The organism is Streptococcus oralis (assembly GCF_021497945.1).
GTDB lineage: Bacteria > Bacillota > Bacilli > Lactobacillales > Streptococcaceae > Streptococcus > Streptococcus oralis_BR.
The window spans coordinates 1511386-1528247 of sequence record NZ_CP046524.1; the positions used below are offsets into that span (position 1 = coordinate 1511386).

A 16862-nucleotide genomic window follows, 5' to 3' on the forward strand; every position below is an offset into this window, starting at 1 on the left:
TGTTTCCTATAGTTTATCGAGTAGTTGGAGATTTTGGTAACATCTCCTGGTAGTGACCAATAACACGGTCCACACGGAAGTGTTCTGCTTCGATCACACGCTTGACACGTTCAGCAGCGAGGGGCACCTGATCGTTGACAATGGCATAATCATACTCACGCATGAGGGCAATTTCTTCCTTGGCTTTTTCGATTCGTTGGGCAATCACTTCAGCGCTATCTGTTCCACGACCTACCAAACGATCTTGCAATTCATCCAAATCTGGTGGCGTTAAAAAGATAAAAACAGCATCTGGAACCTTTTTCTTAACCTGAAGAGCTCCTTGGACTTCAATCTCAAGAAAGACATCGATTCCCTTATCTAGGGTTTCGTTGACATAGGTCAGAGGAGTTCCATAGTAGTTACCGACATATTCTGCATATTCCAACATCTGACCTTGACGGATTAGCTCTTCAAACTCTTCACGAGTACGGAAGAAATAGTCCACTCCGTCCACTTCACCAGGACGTTGCGCACGCGTCGTCATCGATACAGAGTATTGAAATTGATTCTCAGAACTCTCAAAAATCTCTCTTCTAACCGTTCCTTTCCCAACTCCTGAAGGACCAGAAAAAACGATTAGCAAGCCTCGGTCTGCCATTATGTCTCCTTTAGTTAGTCTGTGAAATAAAGTAAAATTTCTCTCGGATACTGATGATAGCGTCAGTTATCCTTCTACAGTCTTTCTATCTAGTGTAACAAAAAAGCAGTAATATTTCAACTGCTCTTTCTTATTTATTTAGCATAATCTACTGCACGAAGTTCGCGGATCACGGTTACCTTGATATTTCCTGGGTAATCGAGATTGTTTTCAATTTTCTCACGAACTTTGTGAGCCAAGATTGTGACTTTGTCGTCTTTGATTTGTCCTGGATTAACCATGATACGGATTTCACGTCCTGCTTGAAGAGCAAAGCTATTTTGCACTCCTTCAAAGCCATTTGCGATTTCTTCCAAATCATGGAGACGCTTGATGTAGCTTTCAAGAGATTCACTACGAGCACCTGGACGCGCTGCACTCAAGGCATCTGCTGCAGCAACGATCACCGCAATGACGCTTTCGGCTTCGACATCACCGTGGTGGCTAGCAATAGTATTCACTACAACTGGGTGTTCCTTGTACTTACGAGCCAACTCCGTACCAATCTCAACGTGGCTACCTTCAACCTCGCGATCAATAGCTTTCCCGATGTCATGAAGGAACCCAGCACGACGGGCAAGAGCTGCATTTTCACCAAGTTCACTGGCGATGATACCAGACAACTTAGCGACTTCAATCGAATGACGCAAGACATTTTGTCCATAAGAAGTACGGAACTGCAAGCGTCCCACAATCTTCATCAAGTCTGGATGAAGGTTTGGCGCACCAATCTCATAGGCAGCAGCCTCACCGTATTCACGGATCTTATTGTCAATCTCTTGACGGTTTTTCTCCACCAACTCCTCGATACGAGCTGGGTGGATGCGGCCATCCTTGAGCAACATTTCCATAGTCATACGAGCAATCTCACGTCGAATCGGATCAAATCCTGACAAGGTTACCACTTCTGGCGTGTCGTCGATGATGACATCTACCCCTGTCAAACTTTCAAAGGTACGAATATTGCGACCTTCACGACCGATAATGCGCCCCTTCATGGTATCATCTGGTAGGTGAACTGTCGAGTTTGTTGACTCTGCTACATAGTCACCAGCGATACGCTGCATAGCCTGAACCAAGATATCTTTGGCAATCTTGTCTGAACGTTCCTTCACCTCTTGCTCAGCCTCACGAATGCGACTAGCAATTTCCTTGGTCAAGTTTTCCTCTGTTTGAGCCAAGATAATATCTCGAGCCTCAGTTTGGGAAAGGGAACTGATACGTTCAAGTTCAGCTTCTTTTTGTCTTTCGACTTCCTCTAATTGCTCTTCACGTGCATCAAGGTTTTTTGCTCTATCAGAAATACTTTGTTCTTTTTGTTCAAGTGTTTTTTCTTTGTTCGTCAAATTGTCGTCTTTGCGGTCAAGGCTCGCAGCTCTCTCCGTCAAACGACTTTCAATTTGCTTGAGCTCCTGACGTTCTGACTTAAATTCAGCGTCCACTTCTTCACGGTATTTTCTGGCTTCCTCTTTGGCCTCCAATAGTGCTTCTTTTTTAAGAGACTTGCTTTCGCTCTTGGCTTCATTTAGCAATAAATCCGCTTCGCGCTCAGCTTGTCCTCGTAAATTAGTTGCTTCTTGTTCAGCATTTAGAAGCATCAACTCTGCAGCCTCTTGAGATGATTTCATCTTAGCTGAGATGCTGACATATCCAATGACTAAACCAATGATGACGGCAAAAACAGCAATCGCAAGTGTCATGATTTCCATGTTTTTACCTCATTAAATTTGTTTATCGAATGACATACATTCTTTAATATTCTATCATAAAAAAACAATTTTCACAAACCCAAATTGAAGAGTTTTTTGTGAATTTTAGAAGAGAAGATTTCTAGTTCAGCTATCACTTAATACTAATTTATCTATTGGAATTTGATTAATTGTAATTTGCCCTTTTGATTCCAAAGGTAGATATTTTTTTATAAAGTTCTGATATTCTGGATCTTCTAATCTCTCTATGTTATTAATTCGATAATCATCTTTTATATTCTTGTCTAAAACATCATAGTATATTTCAACTAGACGCTCCTCTATTTCATAACTAGAATGATTATAGTTACTATAAAATACCTTCTTAGTTTTTTTTGATAAAAATAAATTTCTTAGCCCTATCTTCCATAAACACGATAAAAGTTGAGAAAGATAGGCCTTTTTCTTATTACATAATTTTCCATCTACGTTCGAAAAACCATATGAAATTGCTATTAGATCCTCAATATTAAAATCTACAATCTTTGCTAACATTTCAAAATGAAAATATCCGTCAAACTCAAATAACTTGTCATACTTATCTATCCCATTAAGATACATATAACATTCAAAAAAGAATACTAGAATACTATCAGTTTCTTCCCAACCATTCATCCAATTGATAATGTAGTCTGCTTTCTTCTTATTATCAGTTATATTTGAAAGTTCTTCTAATGACTTCTGGAACTCTCTTAAACTTGGTTTTTTTATTCCTGAATTATTATTTTTATCTTGTACAACTCTTTCATCTATATCTACATAATAAATTTTAAAAATGAATGATAGAATAAGCCCGAGGTAATCATTCTTCAACTTACTTTTTTCCAAAATGTTATTTATGACCACTTCTGTAGATACCATTTGATATTGATTTAGCTTAAATTTATTATCAATTAGATTTTTCTTTGTTGATTTTATTTCCTCACTATTTAAAATTACAATAATTTTAAATCTTTTATTCTCAGAAAGATAGTCAATATAACCCAATAAATCATTATAATCTGAAGGGTTATCTGATGTTTCTGCATACGAAACCCGTTCAAAATCATCAAAAATAATGATAGAATCTCGCTTCATCAAATCCGTTCCAACTGTTTTAAAGAACCATTTAAAAACTCCTCCAACAAGTGGAATAAAGTCCAAATTTCCAAGTATGGATTGTTTTTCTATTTCATTGATCAATATTTTCTCGGCTTGCTCTCTTGTTTTTATCCCAAAGCAGGAAATATAGTAGATTTCTTTCTTCTTGTAAATTTGATTTTCAAAAAACGTCTTTATAAAAAATGTCTTCCCACTTCCCCAAGAACCATCCAACCAGAAGACATTATGAATAGAATCAGGACTATTTAAAAACTCCACCAGATGAGTTTGAAAAGGATGGTCATCCAAGTCATATTCTGGAAATAACTCTGGGTCTAGTTTCTTATAATTAACTTTTTTTAAAATTATGTCTAAAAACCAGAATAGTATTGTTGGTATAGTCAGTGCTAACAATATTATTACACGATTCACATACAAAATTGAAATAATATCTTTTAAAAAATTATAATTAGATACAAATTTATAAATAGGTAAAGCAAAGCGTTTAAATTGTTCAATCTCAAGTGCAAGATATAGTACCCATATACTGGCTATAAATATTTTGTACCACTCAACAATTCTAACATTACTACTCCATGATGGCCTTTTCAATAAATATTTCAATGGTTTGAAATTCAGAAAAAAATTAAGAATCCTCGTCATTATATTTTTCATATATACCCCTTTTAATCTATATTATCATGATTATACCACAAAATAAGAGTTATAAAGCGGATTCAAGGGACAAGAATCTAATTATTATACTAATTATTTTTCACTGATTTCTTAACTTAGGAAATCTATCATTTTCCAAAAACTTTATCTTCAATTGACTATCTAAAATTTCTAAAATAAAAAGCCTACCTTTCAGTAGACTTAGTAGTGATCTTTGAAGGACAAGAAAGCGATGCTATCTCCATCCATCATATAAATCAAGCGATTTTCTGCATCAATGCGTCGTGACCAAGCTCCTTGATAATCATACTTGAGCGGTTCTGGTTTCCCCATTCCTACAAAAGGATCGCGTTGAATATCCTTGATTAATTTATTGATTCTTTTTAATGTCTTCTTATCTTGGTTTTGCCAATAGCAATAATCCGCCCAGGCATCTTCTGTAAACTTGAGCAGCATTCCTCACTCCTCAATCATATGTACCTGAGTGCTTCCAGCACGAACTTGAGCCATTCCTCGCAAGACCTTGTCAGAAAGCTCCTTGTTCTGAACGATTCTCAGGGTTTCCTGAATACTGTCCCACTCGCTCTTTGAAAGGACTACGATATCCTCATCTGGATTTTTATTGACCACCGTTAAAGGCTCAAATTCATCGTTTACCTTTTTCATGTAGTCTTTTAAATGATTTCGGAATGTTGAATAAAGAACTGCTTCCATAACCATACCTCGTTTTACCTCTTTTCCACTATTATACACAAAAAGAAAGAAATTGTCAGGAACTTGTACAAGATTTTTCTTTTCTATCTATTTATTCGAAAAAATCTCAAAAAGCCTACTTTTCAGTAGACTTAGTTTGTTTCTATTCTAATCGGCGCTCTTCCGAAATTCTGCTCTACGATGCTTGGGTGTCCTAGTTGGTAAATCTGGTCTGCCTTTTGAGTCATAGCATCCCAAGGTTCTTTCCCAATTCGGCTGACTAGATGGACCTGCTCTTTCAGAGACTTGAGATGTTGTCTGCCTTTTTCGGTAAAGCCAAGGACATGGATGGCTTCTGGCAAGTCGCTTTCTCTGGCCTGCACCAAAATATAGGTCAAGAGGCGTCTGACACGCGCCTTGGTATAACGCTTGGTCGCAACCGCCTCGACCAATTCTTCCACAGACTGGGCTGTTTTGATAGCTTCCTTGATGCGCACCGCCATTTCTTGATTGACCTGATAGATGGTCGTTAGGTCTGGATTTGACAAAATTTGATAGCGGAGAAATGGAAAATAGTCATCCCAGCTTACCTTACTGGCCTGCTCAAAGAGGGCAAGAGAAGGCATAAAGCATTCTAAGAAATCTTGGTCTGATTGATGCTGACGGAGGGCTGTTGCCGAGGCAAAGTCCACATCCTTGTCCACAGAATGATAACCAGCCCCCTGACGCTGAATCGGATGGAGTTTGATTCTACGTCCCGCAACCGCCTTGGCATAGGCCAAAGCTAGAACATGATTAGGGGTATTGCCTGAAAAATCAAGACCAGCAAATTCCTTCCACATGGCTTGGGTTTTCTGGGGATAAGAGAGGGAATCAGGCAGATTATCTACAAATTTCTGCATGTCAGCACCTTGCTCGGTGTATAGGTCAGATATTTTTTGGTAATCCAGAACTTCCTCCGTCCCAAAAGCGAGGCTATCAATGCCCAAGCGAGCCAAGATATCCACAGCTCCTTGACCGAAGAAATCAGCTGCCTGAACACTGACTAAAAAGGGCAATTCCACGACCAAGTCTGCGCCATTTTCCAGCGCCATCTGGGTCCGTGTCCACTTGTCCACGATAGCCGGCTCTCCTCGTTGCATGAAATTTCCAGACATGGCAACGATTTTCAGTCCCTCCGCCTGCTCCAGCAGGTATTTATGCCCATTATGAAAAGGATTAAACTCCGCGATAATACCTGTGATGGTCATAATGTTCTCCTACTTCTGCGCGACAAAAAACCAACGGGTGCTGGTTTCTGTCGGCTCCTTGTCCTCAAAGTCCGCATAGAGTTTGAAAGACTTGAAACCAGCCTGTTCCAGCAAAATATCATAGGTCAAAACCTCATAAGTCCGCTCCTCATGCACTTCATCGTGGCGACTAAAGGAACCGTCAGCCTCCTTGACAAAGAAGGTCAACTCATGCACGATGGAGTGAGGAGCTTCGTCCTCATAGGTGTCCCAAAGCATGGCAAAATCTTCCGCATTTTCATGGTAGGAATAGCCTGGAAAAACCTCATCCGTCTGGTAGGTCGAATGCACGTCAAAGATGAATACTCCGTCTTCGTTGAGGACATTATACACTTCCTTAAAAACGTCTCCTACCTCGACCTCATCCTGCATGTAGCAGATAGAGTCAGAGTAACACGTGACAAAATCATATTGACCTGCCTTGGACAAATCCAGCATATTGCCTTCAATAAAATCAATCTTTTGCTTGGCTAAAGTAGCTCTCTTCTCCGCAATCTTCAACATATCCGCGCTCAAGTCAAGTCCTGTCACATCAAAGCCAGCCTGAGAAAAGCGGACAGACTGGATACCTGTCCCACAAGCCAATTCCAAGAGTTTCTTTCTCTCCTTGGTCTTAGGCAAATGACGCAGAGAAAAATCCGTCCATTTATCATATAAACTATCATCCATCACAGCATCGTAAACAGCCGCAAAGGTTTCATAAGTTGCCATAATCATGATACCAAGTCCGCCCGTAATCGGAATGAAAATTAGGAGCTTGACGATGGAGCCGAGCTCCAAGGAAGGCTATCTATTTTCCGAGAATTACAGGACGGGTTCAAATCCTTTCTAAGATACAAAGAGCGTTAAAAGCAAGGAGAAAATAGGAAACTTTCTGCTGTATCATCAGATACAAAGGAAGTTACTCTTTTTCTAGCAGCTTTTAGCTCGTGTTCAGTTTCGAGATGAACAAAACACGACGCCCTCACCTTTCTATCCATTTTTTCTAAAATAAGCAAATAAAACCCAGTTGACTACAACTGAGTTCATCTACTAGGCCAAGGCTTCTGAAATATCTACAGACTCTGCCTCATGCCATAGCTTCTCTAAGTTATAGTGGGCACGCATTTCTTCTGAGAAGATGTGCACAACGACACCGCCGAGGTCCAGCAAAACCCAGCCTCCAGCTGCATCACCTTCGACATGACTGCCTTTAAAGCCTGCTTGAGCCACTTTTTCACGGATATTGTCAGCGATAGCGTCCAACTGACGGCTATTCATCGAGCTAGTGATAACAAAGTAGTCTGTCACGCTGGTCAAATTCTGTACATCAAGTGCAAGGATATCCTCCGCACGTTTTTCATCAGCCGCTTTCACGACTAGTTCTAGTAATTCTTTTTCGTTCATTTAGTCCTCTTTCAAATAGTGCACAAAGGCGTTATAGGTTTCCAGGGTTTGGGGATAGATGGGGAATCCCTGATGAGCTAGATGCTCCACGGTACGAGCTGTTTCGTAGGCCACTGCCTTATTGAGCGATAGCACAGCAATCTCACGTGCCTCGTCCACTCCAGGAAAGGCACGATTGTGCTCGATATAATCTGCGACGTAGATGACTTTGTCTAGATCGGTCATCTGACCAGCTCCGACTGTATGGATTTCAATAGCTCGCAGGATTTCTGGATCATGCAAATCCAAATCTTCCTGAATCTTGTAGATGCCAACCATGCCATGCCAGACATTATTACCCCAATTTTTGAGGTCAGGATCTAGCCGGTAACGGTCAATCAAGTCTAGAAATTCCTGATCTGACAGCTTTTTAGCATAATCATGAAGAAGGCCTGCTAGACCCGCTTTCTCGGTATCGACTCCAAATCTCTCCGCTAACTCTATGGCTGCACGCTCCACCCCCAAACAATGGGTTAACCGTTTTTCAGGTAGAAGCTCTGCCATTTTTTCCAACAAAGCCTCTCGGGAGCAGTTGATATAGTCTTGGTAGGCCATCAGTAGAGCCCCTCCTTCTCGATGTAGTCTAACACTGGCTGAGGTAGGAGAAAGTTAGGTTTCCGACCTTGGGCAAGGAAATCACGCACCATGCTGGACGAGATGTCCATGAGAGGCACATCCACCCAGATAACTGGATAGGAAGTCCCTGCCTTGTAGCGTGGGCGCTGAACTCCAACAAACTGAACCATGTCGACCAGCTCATCAATTCGGTACCATTTAGGCAGATAGTCCACCATATCAGCCCCGATAATGAAGTAATAATCCGTATCTGGATGTTGCTCTGTCAAAATCTTCATAGTGTCGTAGGTGTAAGAAATGCCCTTGCGCTCCAGCTCAATAGTTTCAATGGCTAAGCCTTCAATCCCCTCAATCGCCAATTCAAGCATCTTGAGCCGATGGTGCTCGGGGATGGTTTCCTTTTTATCCACATGAGGTGGTTGGTATTCGGGCATAAGCAGGACCTGGTCCAGTCCTAACTGTTGTCGTACTTGGTCCGCCACAACAAGATGGGCATTGTGAACAGGGTTAAAATTCCCCCCTAAAATCCCGACTTGTTTGCGTTTTTTCTCCTTGATTTCTGGCTCCAACTCTACCTTGGTAAAGGGAGTCAATAATTCGATTGCCATAGGCTCGTCTTCCTTTAATTCTCTGTAAAAACAGTTGTTTGGAGTAGGTGTTTAGATTTCTCTGACTTTTTTGGAAATCTTGCGATTTTCTTTCTTGCTGGATTGTTTATACAAAATCAAGATGCGTCCGATTTTTTGGACCGTATCCACACCGATTTCTTCTTCCAAGATTTCAGCTACTTCGTGGATGTTTTCATCTGTGTTTTGCAAGAGCGTAACTTTAATCAATTCGCGGGCGTCAAGGGCTTGACGGACGCTGGTTTTGATTTGGTCGTTGAGTCCATTTTTCCCGATTTGGATGATGGGTTTGAGGGTATGTGCCTGGCTGTTGAGGAAGGCACGTTGTTTTGATGTTAATGACATAATTTCTTTAAAAGAGTTTCTTTTTATACTTTTCTGAAGTGGTTACGGACGTCAGCAAAGTCCTTCGGACTTTCATGACTAAAATTTGAGCCTAAGGTCTCAAATTTTCCGCAGTTGGTACAATCACTTGTACCAACTGACACCACGGAGAAAAGTATACGTTATGGACTCGCCATGCTCGCCTTTATAAAGACAACCCTTTCCTTTCTGTATTTAAATAATGGCTTTTCGTGTGACAACTGCGACGCCTTCTGGTCCCCAGACGGCGACTTTGGCGGTGCCCGTTACACGGATCCAGCCTAGTCCTGAAATGACTAGGTCAGTCTTATCCTTGATGGTAAAGACATGCTGGACCAATTTTGGAAAATCTTCTTTTTCCTTACTATTTGGTGGTGTGAGGAGAGTTCCCAGGTGCTTGTCGTAGAAAGCACTAGCTCCTTCAAGCTTGGTACGATGGAGGTTGAGTTCATTGTCAAAGAAAGCTGTGAAGCCTTGTTTTTCTCCTGAAATGAAGTCAAATCGTCCCAAACCACCTAAAAATAGAGTTTGCTCAGGGTTTAGCTGATAGGTTTTAGGCTTGATTTCCTTTTTAGGGCTGACATACTTGAGGTTTTTAGCCGTCAAGTAGTGGGCCATCTGGTGGCGGTGGATAATCCCTGGTGTATCGTAAATATAAGATCCGTCGTCAAGCGGAATCTCAATCTTGTCCAAGGTTGTCCCTGGAAAGCGTGAAGTCGTGATGACATCTTGGTCACCCGTAATTTCTTGGATAATAGCGTTGATAAGGGTTGACTTTCCAACGTTGGTCACCCCAACTACGTAGACATCACGGCCCTTGCGGTAGTGTTCAATCTTATCAATGACTTCCTTGATGGCATGCTTGTTTTGGGCTGAAGTCAGGACGACATCAACAGGACGAAGCCCTTCTTCGTGGGCACGCTCCATGAGCCACTGGCTAATCTTCCCAGCCTTTACGGACTTAGGTAGAATATCCTTTTTATTTCCAACCAAGAGGACATCGTTACCCGATACGAAACGTGGCAATCCTGGGATAACAGAGCCATTAAAGTCAAAGATATCAATGATATTAACCACCAAGGCATCACTGTCTCCCACCTCGTGCAAGAGCTTGAGGAAATCATCGTCCGTCAACTGGACATCCGTGATTTCATTGTAATGACGGAGACGGAAACAGCGTTGGCAATAGACCTCGCCAGTCTCCAAACCTTTTTCAAGTGCCGACTGGGGAGTAAAACCAAGACCAGTCTTGTCTGTCGTCTGAATGGTTGCTCCACAACCAATACAGAGAATTTCTTCCATAGTTAAATTCCTTTTTTATATGTAATTGGTCCGTACTTTTCTGTGATTTTTCGCATGACACGGCGCTCACGAGCCCGGTTAATCTGCGTTTTGATCGAGTCATGTTGGACCAAGGGTTTGACCAAGATTGAGCGAATACCCGCACGATGGGCTGCGCGAATATCCGTCATGAGTTGGTCGCCGACCATGACCACTTCATTTTTCTCGTAGTGAAATTCCTTCATGGCACGATCAATCCCAAAAGTGAAAGGCTTCAAGGCCCAATAAACGTAATCAATCCCAAATTTCTCAACTGCGCGTTGGACCCGTTTTTTGGTGTTATTTGAGACCACGATGATGCGAATGCCCGCGTCACGGAGATCATGTAGCCATTGCTTCATCTCTGGCGTTCCATCAGGGTTGTTCCAAGCAATGAGGGTATTATCCAGATCGACCAAAACAGCCTTGATCCCCTGCGCCTGCAGGCTTGGGACTGTCAGATCATAAACTGCTTCCACAGCAAAATCTGGCATATAGTTTTCAATTGCCATTCTGGCTCCTTTTCTTTTTAATTTCTAGCAATTTTCTTTAAACATTGGGCTAAGACTGCCCATAAAATTAGACTAGCTAATAAAATATAAATCCAAGCATTTGGTTCATCTGCAAACGGTAAAGGAACATTCATTCCGAAGAATCCTGTAATAACCGCAAGGATAGCTAGCAAGACTGAGATAATTGTCAAAGTTGTCAAATTATCATTCAGATTATTATTTAGGATGTTGTTGTAAGAGGCTGAGAGTTGTTGCAAGACTTGAGATATTAAGTCTGTCATTGAAACCAACTGATGGGCTTCAATCATAGCATCGTCAAACTGCTCTCTTTCTACCTCATTAAGATTGCGATAAAGAGCATGCCCTTGAATGTGTTCCAAGAGGAGACGATTTTGTTTAGCAGCAGCTGTCAGGTAAACCATACCAGTTTCCAAGTCAGAGAGGGCAAAAAGATTCTTTTTAGTTGTTTTTTGACGAAGAAGTGCACTGATTTCATCCTTACTTTTATCCATCTCTTCAATCACTGGATAGTAAGCATTGCTAATAATCTCTAAACTGGCAAAAAGAAATTTGTAGATTGAAATAATTTCATGGCTTTCAAGGTAGGTCGCCATGCGTTTAATCACATAAGTATTCTTGTGATTGCTGATAGTGATTAATCGTTGTTTTTCAACGATAAAGGTCATCGGAATCGCTTCATAATATTCTTTGTCTTTTTCTAAATCAAGAACATTATAAATGAAGGTTACCGTCCCCGTTTCACGGTTATAATCCATGTGGGCTCGTTCATTTCTATCTAGAGCATACTCGATGGTTTCCTTGTCCAATCCATAGACATCCGAAAGGTCTTCCATGTTTTTAATCTTGTCCACATCAAGGTCTATCCATGTACAATCGTGACCTAATTTTTTCTCTACAAATAGCATACTCTCTCCTTTACCAAACTCCTTCTATTGTACCACAAATCTGCTAAAATAGCCGGCCTATTCAGTACGAGATAGATTGCTGACGACGGTGATATTACGATTGGGAACAAAGTGAAGGGCTTGATCGTCACCTCGCAGTTGCGTTGTACGGATCCCTACGCTAACGACCTTTCCAGAAACGGTAATCGGTCCATTTGTGAGAACCACTTCATCACCCACATCAAGCTGGCGTTCAAAAAGAATGAAGAAGCCATTGATGACATCGGACAGAAAACCTTGTGCACCCATCCCAATGGCAACCCCAGCAATTCCTGCCCCAGCAAGGAGGCTAGAAACTGGCAAGCCCAAAATAGACAAGATACAGTAAATCAAAAAGAAATAAAGTGTGTAGTTAAAGATATTCTCAAGCAAACGTGAGATAGTCTTTTGTCTACCTGCATCCCGATTTGAAAATTTAAGCGAGGGCTTGACAATCTTTCGTACAGTCGCATGAAGCATCTTTTTAGCTATATAAAATAGCAGAAACAAAATCAAAAGAGAAATCACCTTGGTCAAGAGATTCTCTAACATGGTTGTTAAGTCAAGTCTATCAAAATAGCGTTGAAAAAAATCTTGCATATAAAACTCCTTTTCCCTATTATACCATAAAATCGTCCTTCTCTTTTCTTTCATAATTATTCAATTATCGTTCCTGTTTTCAAAATATCACTTGCCTCTATAGCATATTTATACTATAATTATAAACAATACATTTGAAGGAGACTGCTATGAAACGAATCATTAGAGCCTGGACCAAGGCAAGCCTCATCAAACGAATCCTTATTGGAATGATCTTGGGAGCGATATTAGGGATACTCTTCCCAAACTTTACAGAAATTGGCCTGCTTGGAGACCTCTTTGTAGGCGGACTGAAAGCCATCGCTCCTATCTTGGTCTTCACCCTCGTCGCAAATGCCCTCTCACAACATCAAAAAGGGCAAGATACCAATATGAAGACCGTTATTTTTCTCTATCTACTCGGTACCTTTGCAGCTGCCTTGATTGCTGTACTGGCTAGTTTTCTCTTCCCAGTCCAGATTACTCTCAGCAGTGCGAGCACAGAGATTGCCCCACCAGACGGCATCGGTCAAGTTCTCAGCAACCTCCTGCTGAATCTCGTGGACAATCCCCTCAACGCCGTCGTCAAAGCCAACTATATTGGAATTCTATCATGGGCTGTTGTCTTTGGACTTGCTATGAGAGAAGCTAGCAAAAACAGCAAGGAATTGCTCAAAACCATGGCTGGAGTAACTTCCAAGATTGTGGAGTGGATTATCAATTTGGCACCTTTCGGAATTATGGGCTTGGTCTTCAAGATCATCTCTGATAAAGGAATTACCAGCCTTGCTAACTACGGAATTTTGCTAGGACTCTTGATTGCAACTATGGCTTTTGTGGCCCTTGTCATCAATCCCCTCATTGCCTTTCTCTTTATGAGAAAAAATCCCTATCCCCTTGTTTTGAAATGTCTACGTGTCAGTGGTATTACAGCCTTTTTCACTCGTAGCTCTGCTGCCAATATCCCTGTCAATATGAAACTCTGTCAAGACTTGGGACTGAATCCTGACACCTACTCTGTCTCCATCCCGCTTGGTTCGACCATCAACATGGCTGGCGCTGCTGTTACCATTAACATCCTGACCCTAGCTGCCGTCAACACACTCGGAATCTCGGTAGACTTTGGGACAGCATTTGTACTCAGTATAGTGGCTGCCATTTCTGCCTGCGGAGCTTCCGGGATTGCTGGGGGATCCCTTCTCCTCATTCCTGTCGCTTGTAGCCTCTTTGGGATTTCCAACGACTTGGCTATGCAGGTTGTCGGAGTCGGTTTTGTGATTGGAGTCGTGCAAGACTCCTGCGAAACAGCCCTGAACTCTTCAACAGATGTCCTCTTTACAGCGGTTGCCGAGTATGCTACAAACCGAAAACTTCGCCCCTAGTCTCTGACTCCTCGTTAAACACTTGACTCTATTAGTTTAGGAAATTTTCATGTCCCTCACTCAACGTACGACAAAACTGATCTTAGCGACTTGTCTCGCTTGTTTTCTCGCTTATTTTTTAGATTTGTCATCAGCAGTTTCAGCTGGAATTATCGCTCTCTTAAGCCTCTCCGACACGCGCAGAAGCACGCTGAAATTAGCACGTAACCGCCTCTTTTCCATGCTCCTAGCGCTCGCTATCGGTGTTCTAGCCTTTCAGCTGACGGGCTTTCACATCTGGAGTCTGGGCCTCTATCTAGCTCTCTATGTCCCTTTAGCCTATAAAATGGGTTGGGAAATCGGCATCACCCCTAGCAGTGTCTTGGTCAGTCATCTCTTGGTACAGGAGTCTACTTCCCCAGAGCTCTTGCTTAATGAAGTACTCCTCTTTCTCATCGGGACAAGCTTTGCTCTATTGGTCAACCTTTATATGCCCTCTCGTGAGAAAGCCATCCAAAGCTACCACCTTCAGGTCGAAGAAAAGTTAAAAGACATCCTGCTTCGCTTTAAATACTATCTATCAAGAGGAGACGGACGCAATCAAGCCCAACTCGTTGACCAATTAGACAACCTCCTCGATGAAGCTCTCAAACTGGTCTACCTGGATCACTCGGACCACCTCTTTCACCAGACAGACTACCACATCCACTACTTTGAGATGAGACAGCGACAAAGTCGCATCCTGCGAAATATGGCCCAGCAGATTAATACCTGTCACCTGGCCGCCAGTGAGAGTTTGATTTTGGCCCAGCTCTTTTCTAAGATTGCTGCCCAGCTAAGTCAGACCAATCCTGCTCATGACCTACTTGATGACATCGAACGCTATCTGCAAGTCTTCCGCAATCGGAGTCTCCCTAAAACACGTGAGGAGTTTGAAACCCGTGCCACCCTCCTGCAGCTACTACGCGAAGCCGAAACCTTTATCCAGGTTAAGGTCGATTTTTATCAGAAATATGGAAACTAGAAAAACCTCAGAAGAATTCACGTACCATGATTTCTCTGGGGTTTTTAATTTACCTTTGACTTCAATTACCTTTACTATATGAAAAAATCCACGAATCGATATTATTCGTGGATTTTTCCTAGTGAAGCGCCTAGCCAAGTTCCATAGAAACTTGGCGTTAGTTACTTAGATTGTTACACAAACAAATAAATTTCCTGAACTACGACACTGAGTTTTACAAATCGATTTCATTTGTAAAACTTAGTTAGTGAGGCAGTTAGGTAAGTCAAATAGGACTTGCCGTAGTCTACTTAGATTGCTATGCAATCAAGTAGACTTACTGAATCACATCTTCTCTTCCAACTCAACATCCGGATACTTGTCCGCAAACCAGCGGAGGGCAAAGTCATTTTCAAAGAGGAAGACTGGTTGGTTGAAACGGTCCTTGGCCAAGATATTGCGGCTTGAGGACATCCGTTCATCCAAGTCCTCAGGCTTGATCCAACGAACGGTCTTTTTACCCATCGGAGTCATGACAACTTCAGCGTTGTACTCACCTTCCATGCGGTGTTTAAAGACTTCAAACTGGAGTTGTCCCACAGCGCCTAGCATATACTCACCTGTTTGGTAATTCTTATAAAGCTGGATGGCTCCTTCTTGTACCAACTGCTCCATTCCCTTGTGGAAGGATTTTTGCTTCATGACGTTTTTAGGCGAAACCTTCATGAAAATCTCTGGAGTAAAGGTTGGCAGTGGTTCAAATTCAAACTTGTTTTTTCCAACCGTCAAAGTGTCTCCAACCTGATAAGTACCGGTATCGTAAACCCCGATGATATCTCCTGCTACGGCGTTGGTCACATTCTCACGACTTTCCGCCATAAACTGGGTGACATTAGAAAGCTTGGCAGTCTTACCGGTACGAGGCAAATTGACACTCATCCCACGCTCAAATTCACCCGATACGATACGCACAAATGCAATACGGTCACGGTGACGAGGGTCCATGTTGGCTTGGATTTTAAAGACGAATCCTGAGAAATCCTTGTCGTAAGGATCCACAATTTCCCCGTCTGTTTTCTTGTGTCCATGAGGTTCTGGAGCAAACTTGAGGAAAGTTTCAAGGAAGGTCTGCACCCCAAAGTTAGTCAGGGCTGAACCGAAGAAGACAGGCGTCAATTCTCCAGCAAGAATGGCTTCCTCTGAAAACTCATTCCCTGCTTCATTCAGGAGTTCGATATCCTCTTTCACTTGTTCGTAGAAGGGGTTGCTGGCAAAGAGCTTGTCCCCGTCTTCTAGGCTTGCAAAGCGTTCATCCCCTTTATAAAGTTCTAAACGTTGATTATAGAGGTCATACAAGCCTTCGAAGGCTTTCCCCATCCCGATTGGCCAGTTCATTGGATAACTCGCAATACCAAGGACTTCTTCCAATTCTTGCAAAAGATCCAAAGGCTCACGACCGTCACGGTCCAGCTTGTTCATAAAGGTAAAGACGGGAATACCACGGTGTTTCACAACCTCAAACAATTTCTTGGTTTGAGCCTCGATACCTTTTGCAGAGTCCACGACCATGACCGCAGCATCCACTGCCATCAAGGTCCGATAGGTATCTTCTGAAAAGTCCTCGTGCCCTGGTGTGTCTAGGATATTGACACGTTTCCCATCATAGTCAAACTGCATGACAGATGAAGTGACCGAAATCCCACGTTGTTTCTCGATATCCATCCAGTCAGACTTAGCAAAAGTTCCTGTTTTCTTCCCTTTTACAGTACCAGCCTCACGAATCTCTCCCCCGAAATAGAGCAATTGCTCTGTAATAGTCGTTTTACCCGCGTCCGGGTGGGAAATAATGGCAAAGGTACGGCGTTTCTTGATTTCTTCTTGAATAGTCATAAGTTCTCTTTCTTTTCTTTTTGGATAATAGTGAATGCTAGTATTTATTTTTGAATTTTTACATCGGAATATTCCAATCCTTTCAACTCTCCATTATAT

18 protein-coding genes are annotated in these 16862 nt (G+C 42.1%); 2 read left to right on the forward strand and 16 right to left on the reverse strand.

What is annotated here, in order from left to right:
- Positions 1–13: 13 nt before the first annotated feature.
- From gmk to GOM47_RS07715, 15 genes are all read right to left on the reverse strand, one after another.
- Complete coding sequence (gene gmk, locus GOM47_RS07645) at positions 14–640, reverse strand: guanylate kinase (RefSeq protein ID WP_000775041.1); 627 nt, start codon at positions 638–640, stop codon at positions 14–16.
- A 134-nt stretch (positions 641–774) separates the two neighbouring features.
- The gene (locus GOM47_RS07650) at positions 775–2388 is read right to left on the reverse strand and encodes a ribonuclease Y (protein WP_235080413.1); all 1614 of its coding nucleotides are present in this window, start codon (positions 2386–2388) and stop codon (positions 775–777) included.
- 126 nt (positions 2389–2514) lie between these two features.
- Entirely contained in the window at positions 2515–4182 is a 1668-nt protein-coding gene (locus tag GOM47_RS07655; protein WP_235080414.1) for a P-loop NTPase fold protein, read from the reverse strand.
- A 201-nt stretch (positions 4183–4383) separates the two neighbouring features.
- Positions 4384–4638: a Txe/YoeB family addiction module toxin gene (locus GOM47_RS07660; protein ID WP_070535801.1), complete on the reverse strand. Its 255-nt coding sequence runs from the start codon at positions 4636–4638 to the stop codon at positions 4384–4386.
- Between the two features lie 3 nt (positions 4639–4641).
- A complete protein-coding gene (locus tag GOM47_RS07665; RefSeq protein ID WP_193432073.1) occupies positions 4642–4896 on the reverse strand; it encodes a type II toxin-antitoxin system Phd/YefM family antitoxin in 255 nt (84 codons plus the stop codon).
- A 131-nt stretch (positions 4897–5027) separates the two neighbouring features.
- Entirely contained in the window at positions 5028–6125 is a 1098-nt protein-coding gene (locus GOM47_RS07670) for a nucleotidyltransferase (RefSeq protein WP_235080415.1), read from the reverse strand.
- Between the two features lie 9 nt (positions 6126–6134).
- Entirely contained in the window at positions 6135–6875 is a 741-nt protein-coding gene (locus tag GOM47_RS07675; protein ID WP_282185391.1) for a class I SAM-dependent DNA methyltransferase, read from the reverse strand.
- A gap of 321 nt (positions 6876–7196) precedes the next feature.
- Positions 7197–7550, reverse strand: a complete 354-nt coding sequence (gene rsfS / locus GOM47_RS07680) for a ribosome silencing factor (protein ID WP_049479124.1) — start codon at positions 7548–7550, stop codon at positions 7197–7199.
- On the reverse strand, positions 7551–8144 hold the full coding sequence (gene yqeK / locus GOM47_RS07685) for a bis(5'-nucleosyl)-tetraphosphatase (symmetrical) YqeK (protein WP_000331220.1): 594 nt from the start codon (positions 8142–8144) through the stop codon (positions 7551–7553). It abuts the gene before it with no gap.
- The gene (locus GOM47_RS07690) at positions 8144–8773 is read right to left on the reverse strand and encodes a nicotinate-nucleotide adenylyltransferase (RefSeq protein ID WP_000963714.1); all 630 of its coding nucleotides are present in this window, start codon (positions 8771–8773) and stop codon (positions 8144–8146) included. Before GOM47_RS07690 ends, yqeK begins: the two co-directional genes overlap by 1 nt.
- Before the next feature lie 51 nt (positions 8774–8824).
- On the reverse strand, positions 8825–9136 hold the full coding sequence (yhbY, locus tag GOM47_RS07695) for a ribosome assembly RNA-binding protein YhbY (protein WP_049519347.1): 312 nt from the start codon (positions 9134–9136) through the stop codon (positions 8825–8827).
- Positions 9137–9349: 213 nt separating this feature from the next.
- A complete protein-coding gene (gene yqeH, locus GOM47_RS07700; RefSeq protein WP_235080416.1) occupies positions 9350–10456 on the reverse strand; it encodes a ribosome biogenesis GTPase YqeH in 1107 nt (368 codons plus the stop codon).
- 2 nt (positions 10457–10458) lie between these two features.
- Positions 10459–10986 carry a YqeG family HAD IIIA-type phosphatase gene (locus GOM47_RS07705; protein WP_000963744.1) on the reverse strand — a complete coding sequence of 176 codons (528 nt, stop codon included), beginning with the start codon at positions 10984–10986 and terminating at the stop codon, positions 10459–10461.
- A 17-nt stretch (positions 10987–11003) separates the two neighbouring features.
- On the reverse strand, positions 11004–11912 hold the full coding sequence (locus GOM47_RS07710; protein WP_235080417.1) for a magnesium transporter CorA family protein: 909 nt from the start codon (positions 11910–11912) through the stop codon (positions 11004–11006).
- 57 nt (positions 11913–11969) lie between these two features.
- Positions 11970–12530, reverse strand: a complete 561-nt coding sequence (locus GOM47_RS07715; RefSeq protein WP_235080418.1) for a mechanosensitive ion channel family protein — start codon at positions 12528–12530, stop codon at positions 11970–11972.
- Between the two features lie 149 nt (positions 12531–12679).
- Between GOM47_RS07715 and sstT the strand changes: the two genes are divergently transcribed.
- Together sstT and GOM47_RS07725 are read left to right on the forward strand one after the other, a co-directional pair.
- On the forward strand, positions 12680–13891 hold the full coding sequence (gene sstT, locus GOM47_RS07720; RefSeq protein WP_235080419.1) for a serine/threonine transporter SstT: 1212 nt from the start codon (positions 12680–12682) through the stop codon (positions 13889–13891).
- Between the two features lie 49 nt (positions 13892–13940).
- Entirely contained in the window at positions 13941–14894 is a 954-nt protein-coding gene (locus GOM47_RS07725) for an aromatic acid exporter family protein (RefSeq protein ID WP_125440863.1), read from the forward strand.
- Between the two features lie 324 nt (positions 14895–15218).
- Here GOM47_RS07725 and GOM47_RS07730 read toward each other — a convergent pair whose 3' ends face one another.
- A complete protein-coding gene (locus GOM47_RS07730; RefSeq protein WP_235080420.1) occupies positions 15219–16763 on the reverse strand; it encodes a peptide chain release factor 3 in 1545 nt (514 codons plus the stop codon).
- Positions 16764–16862 lie beyond the last annotated feature (99 nt).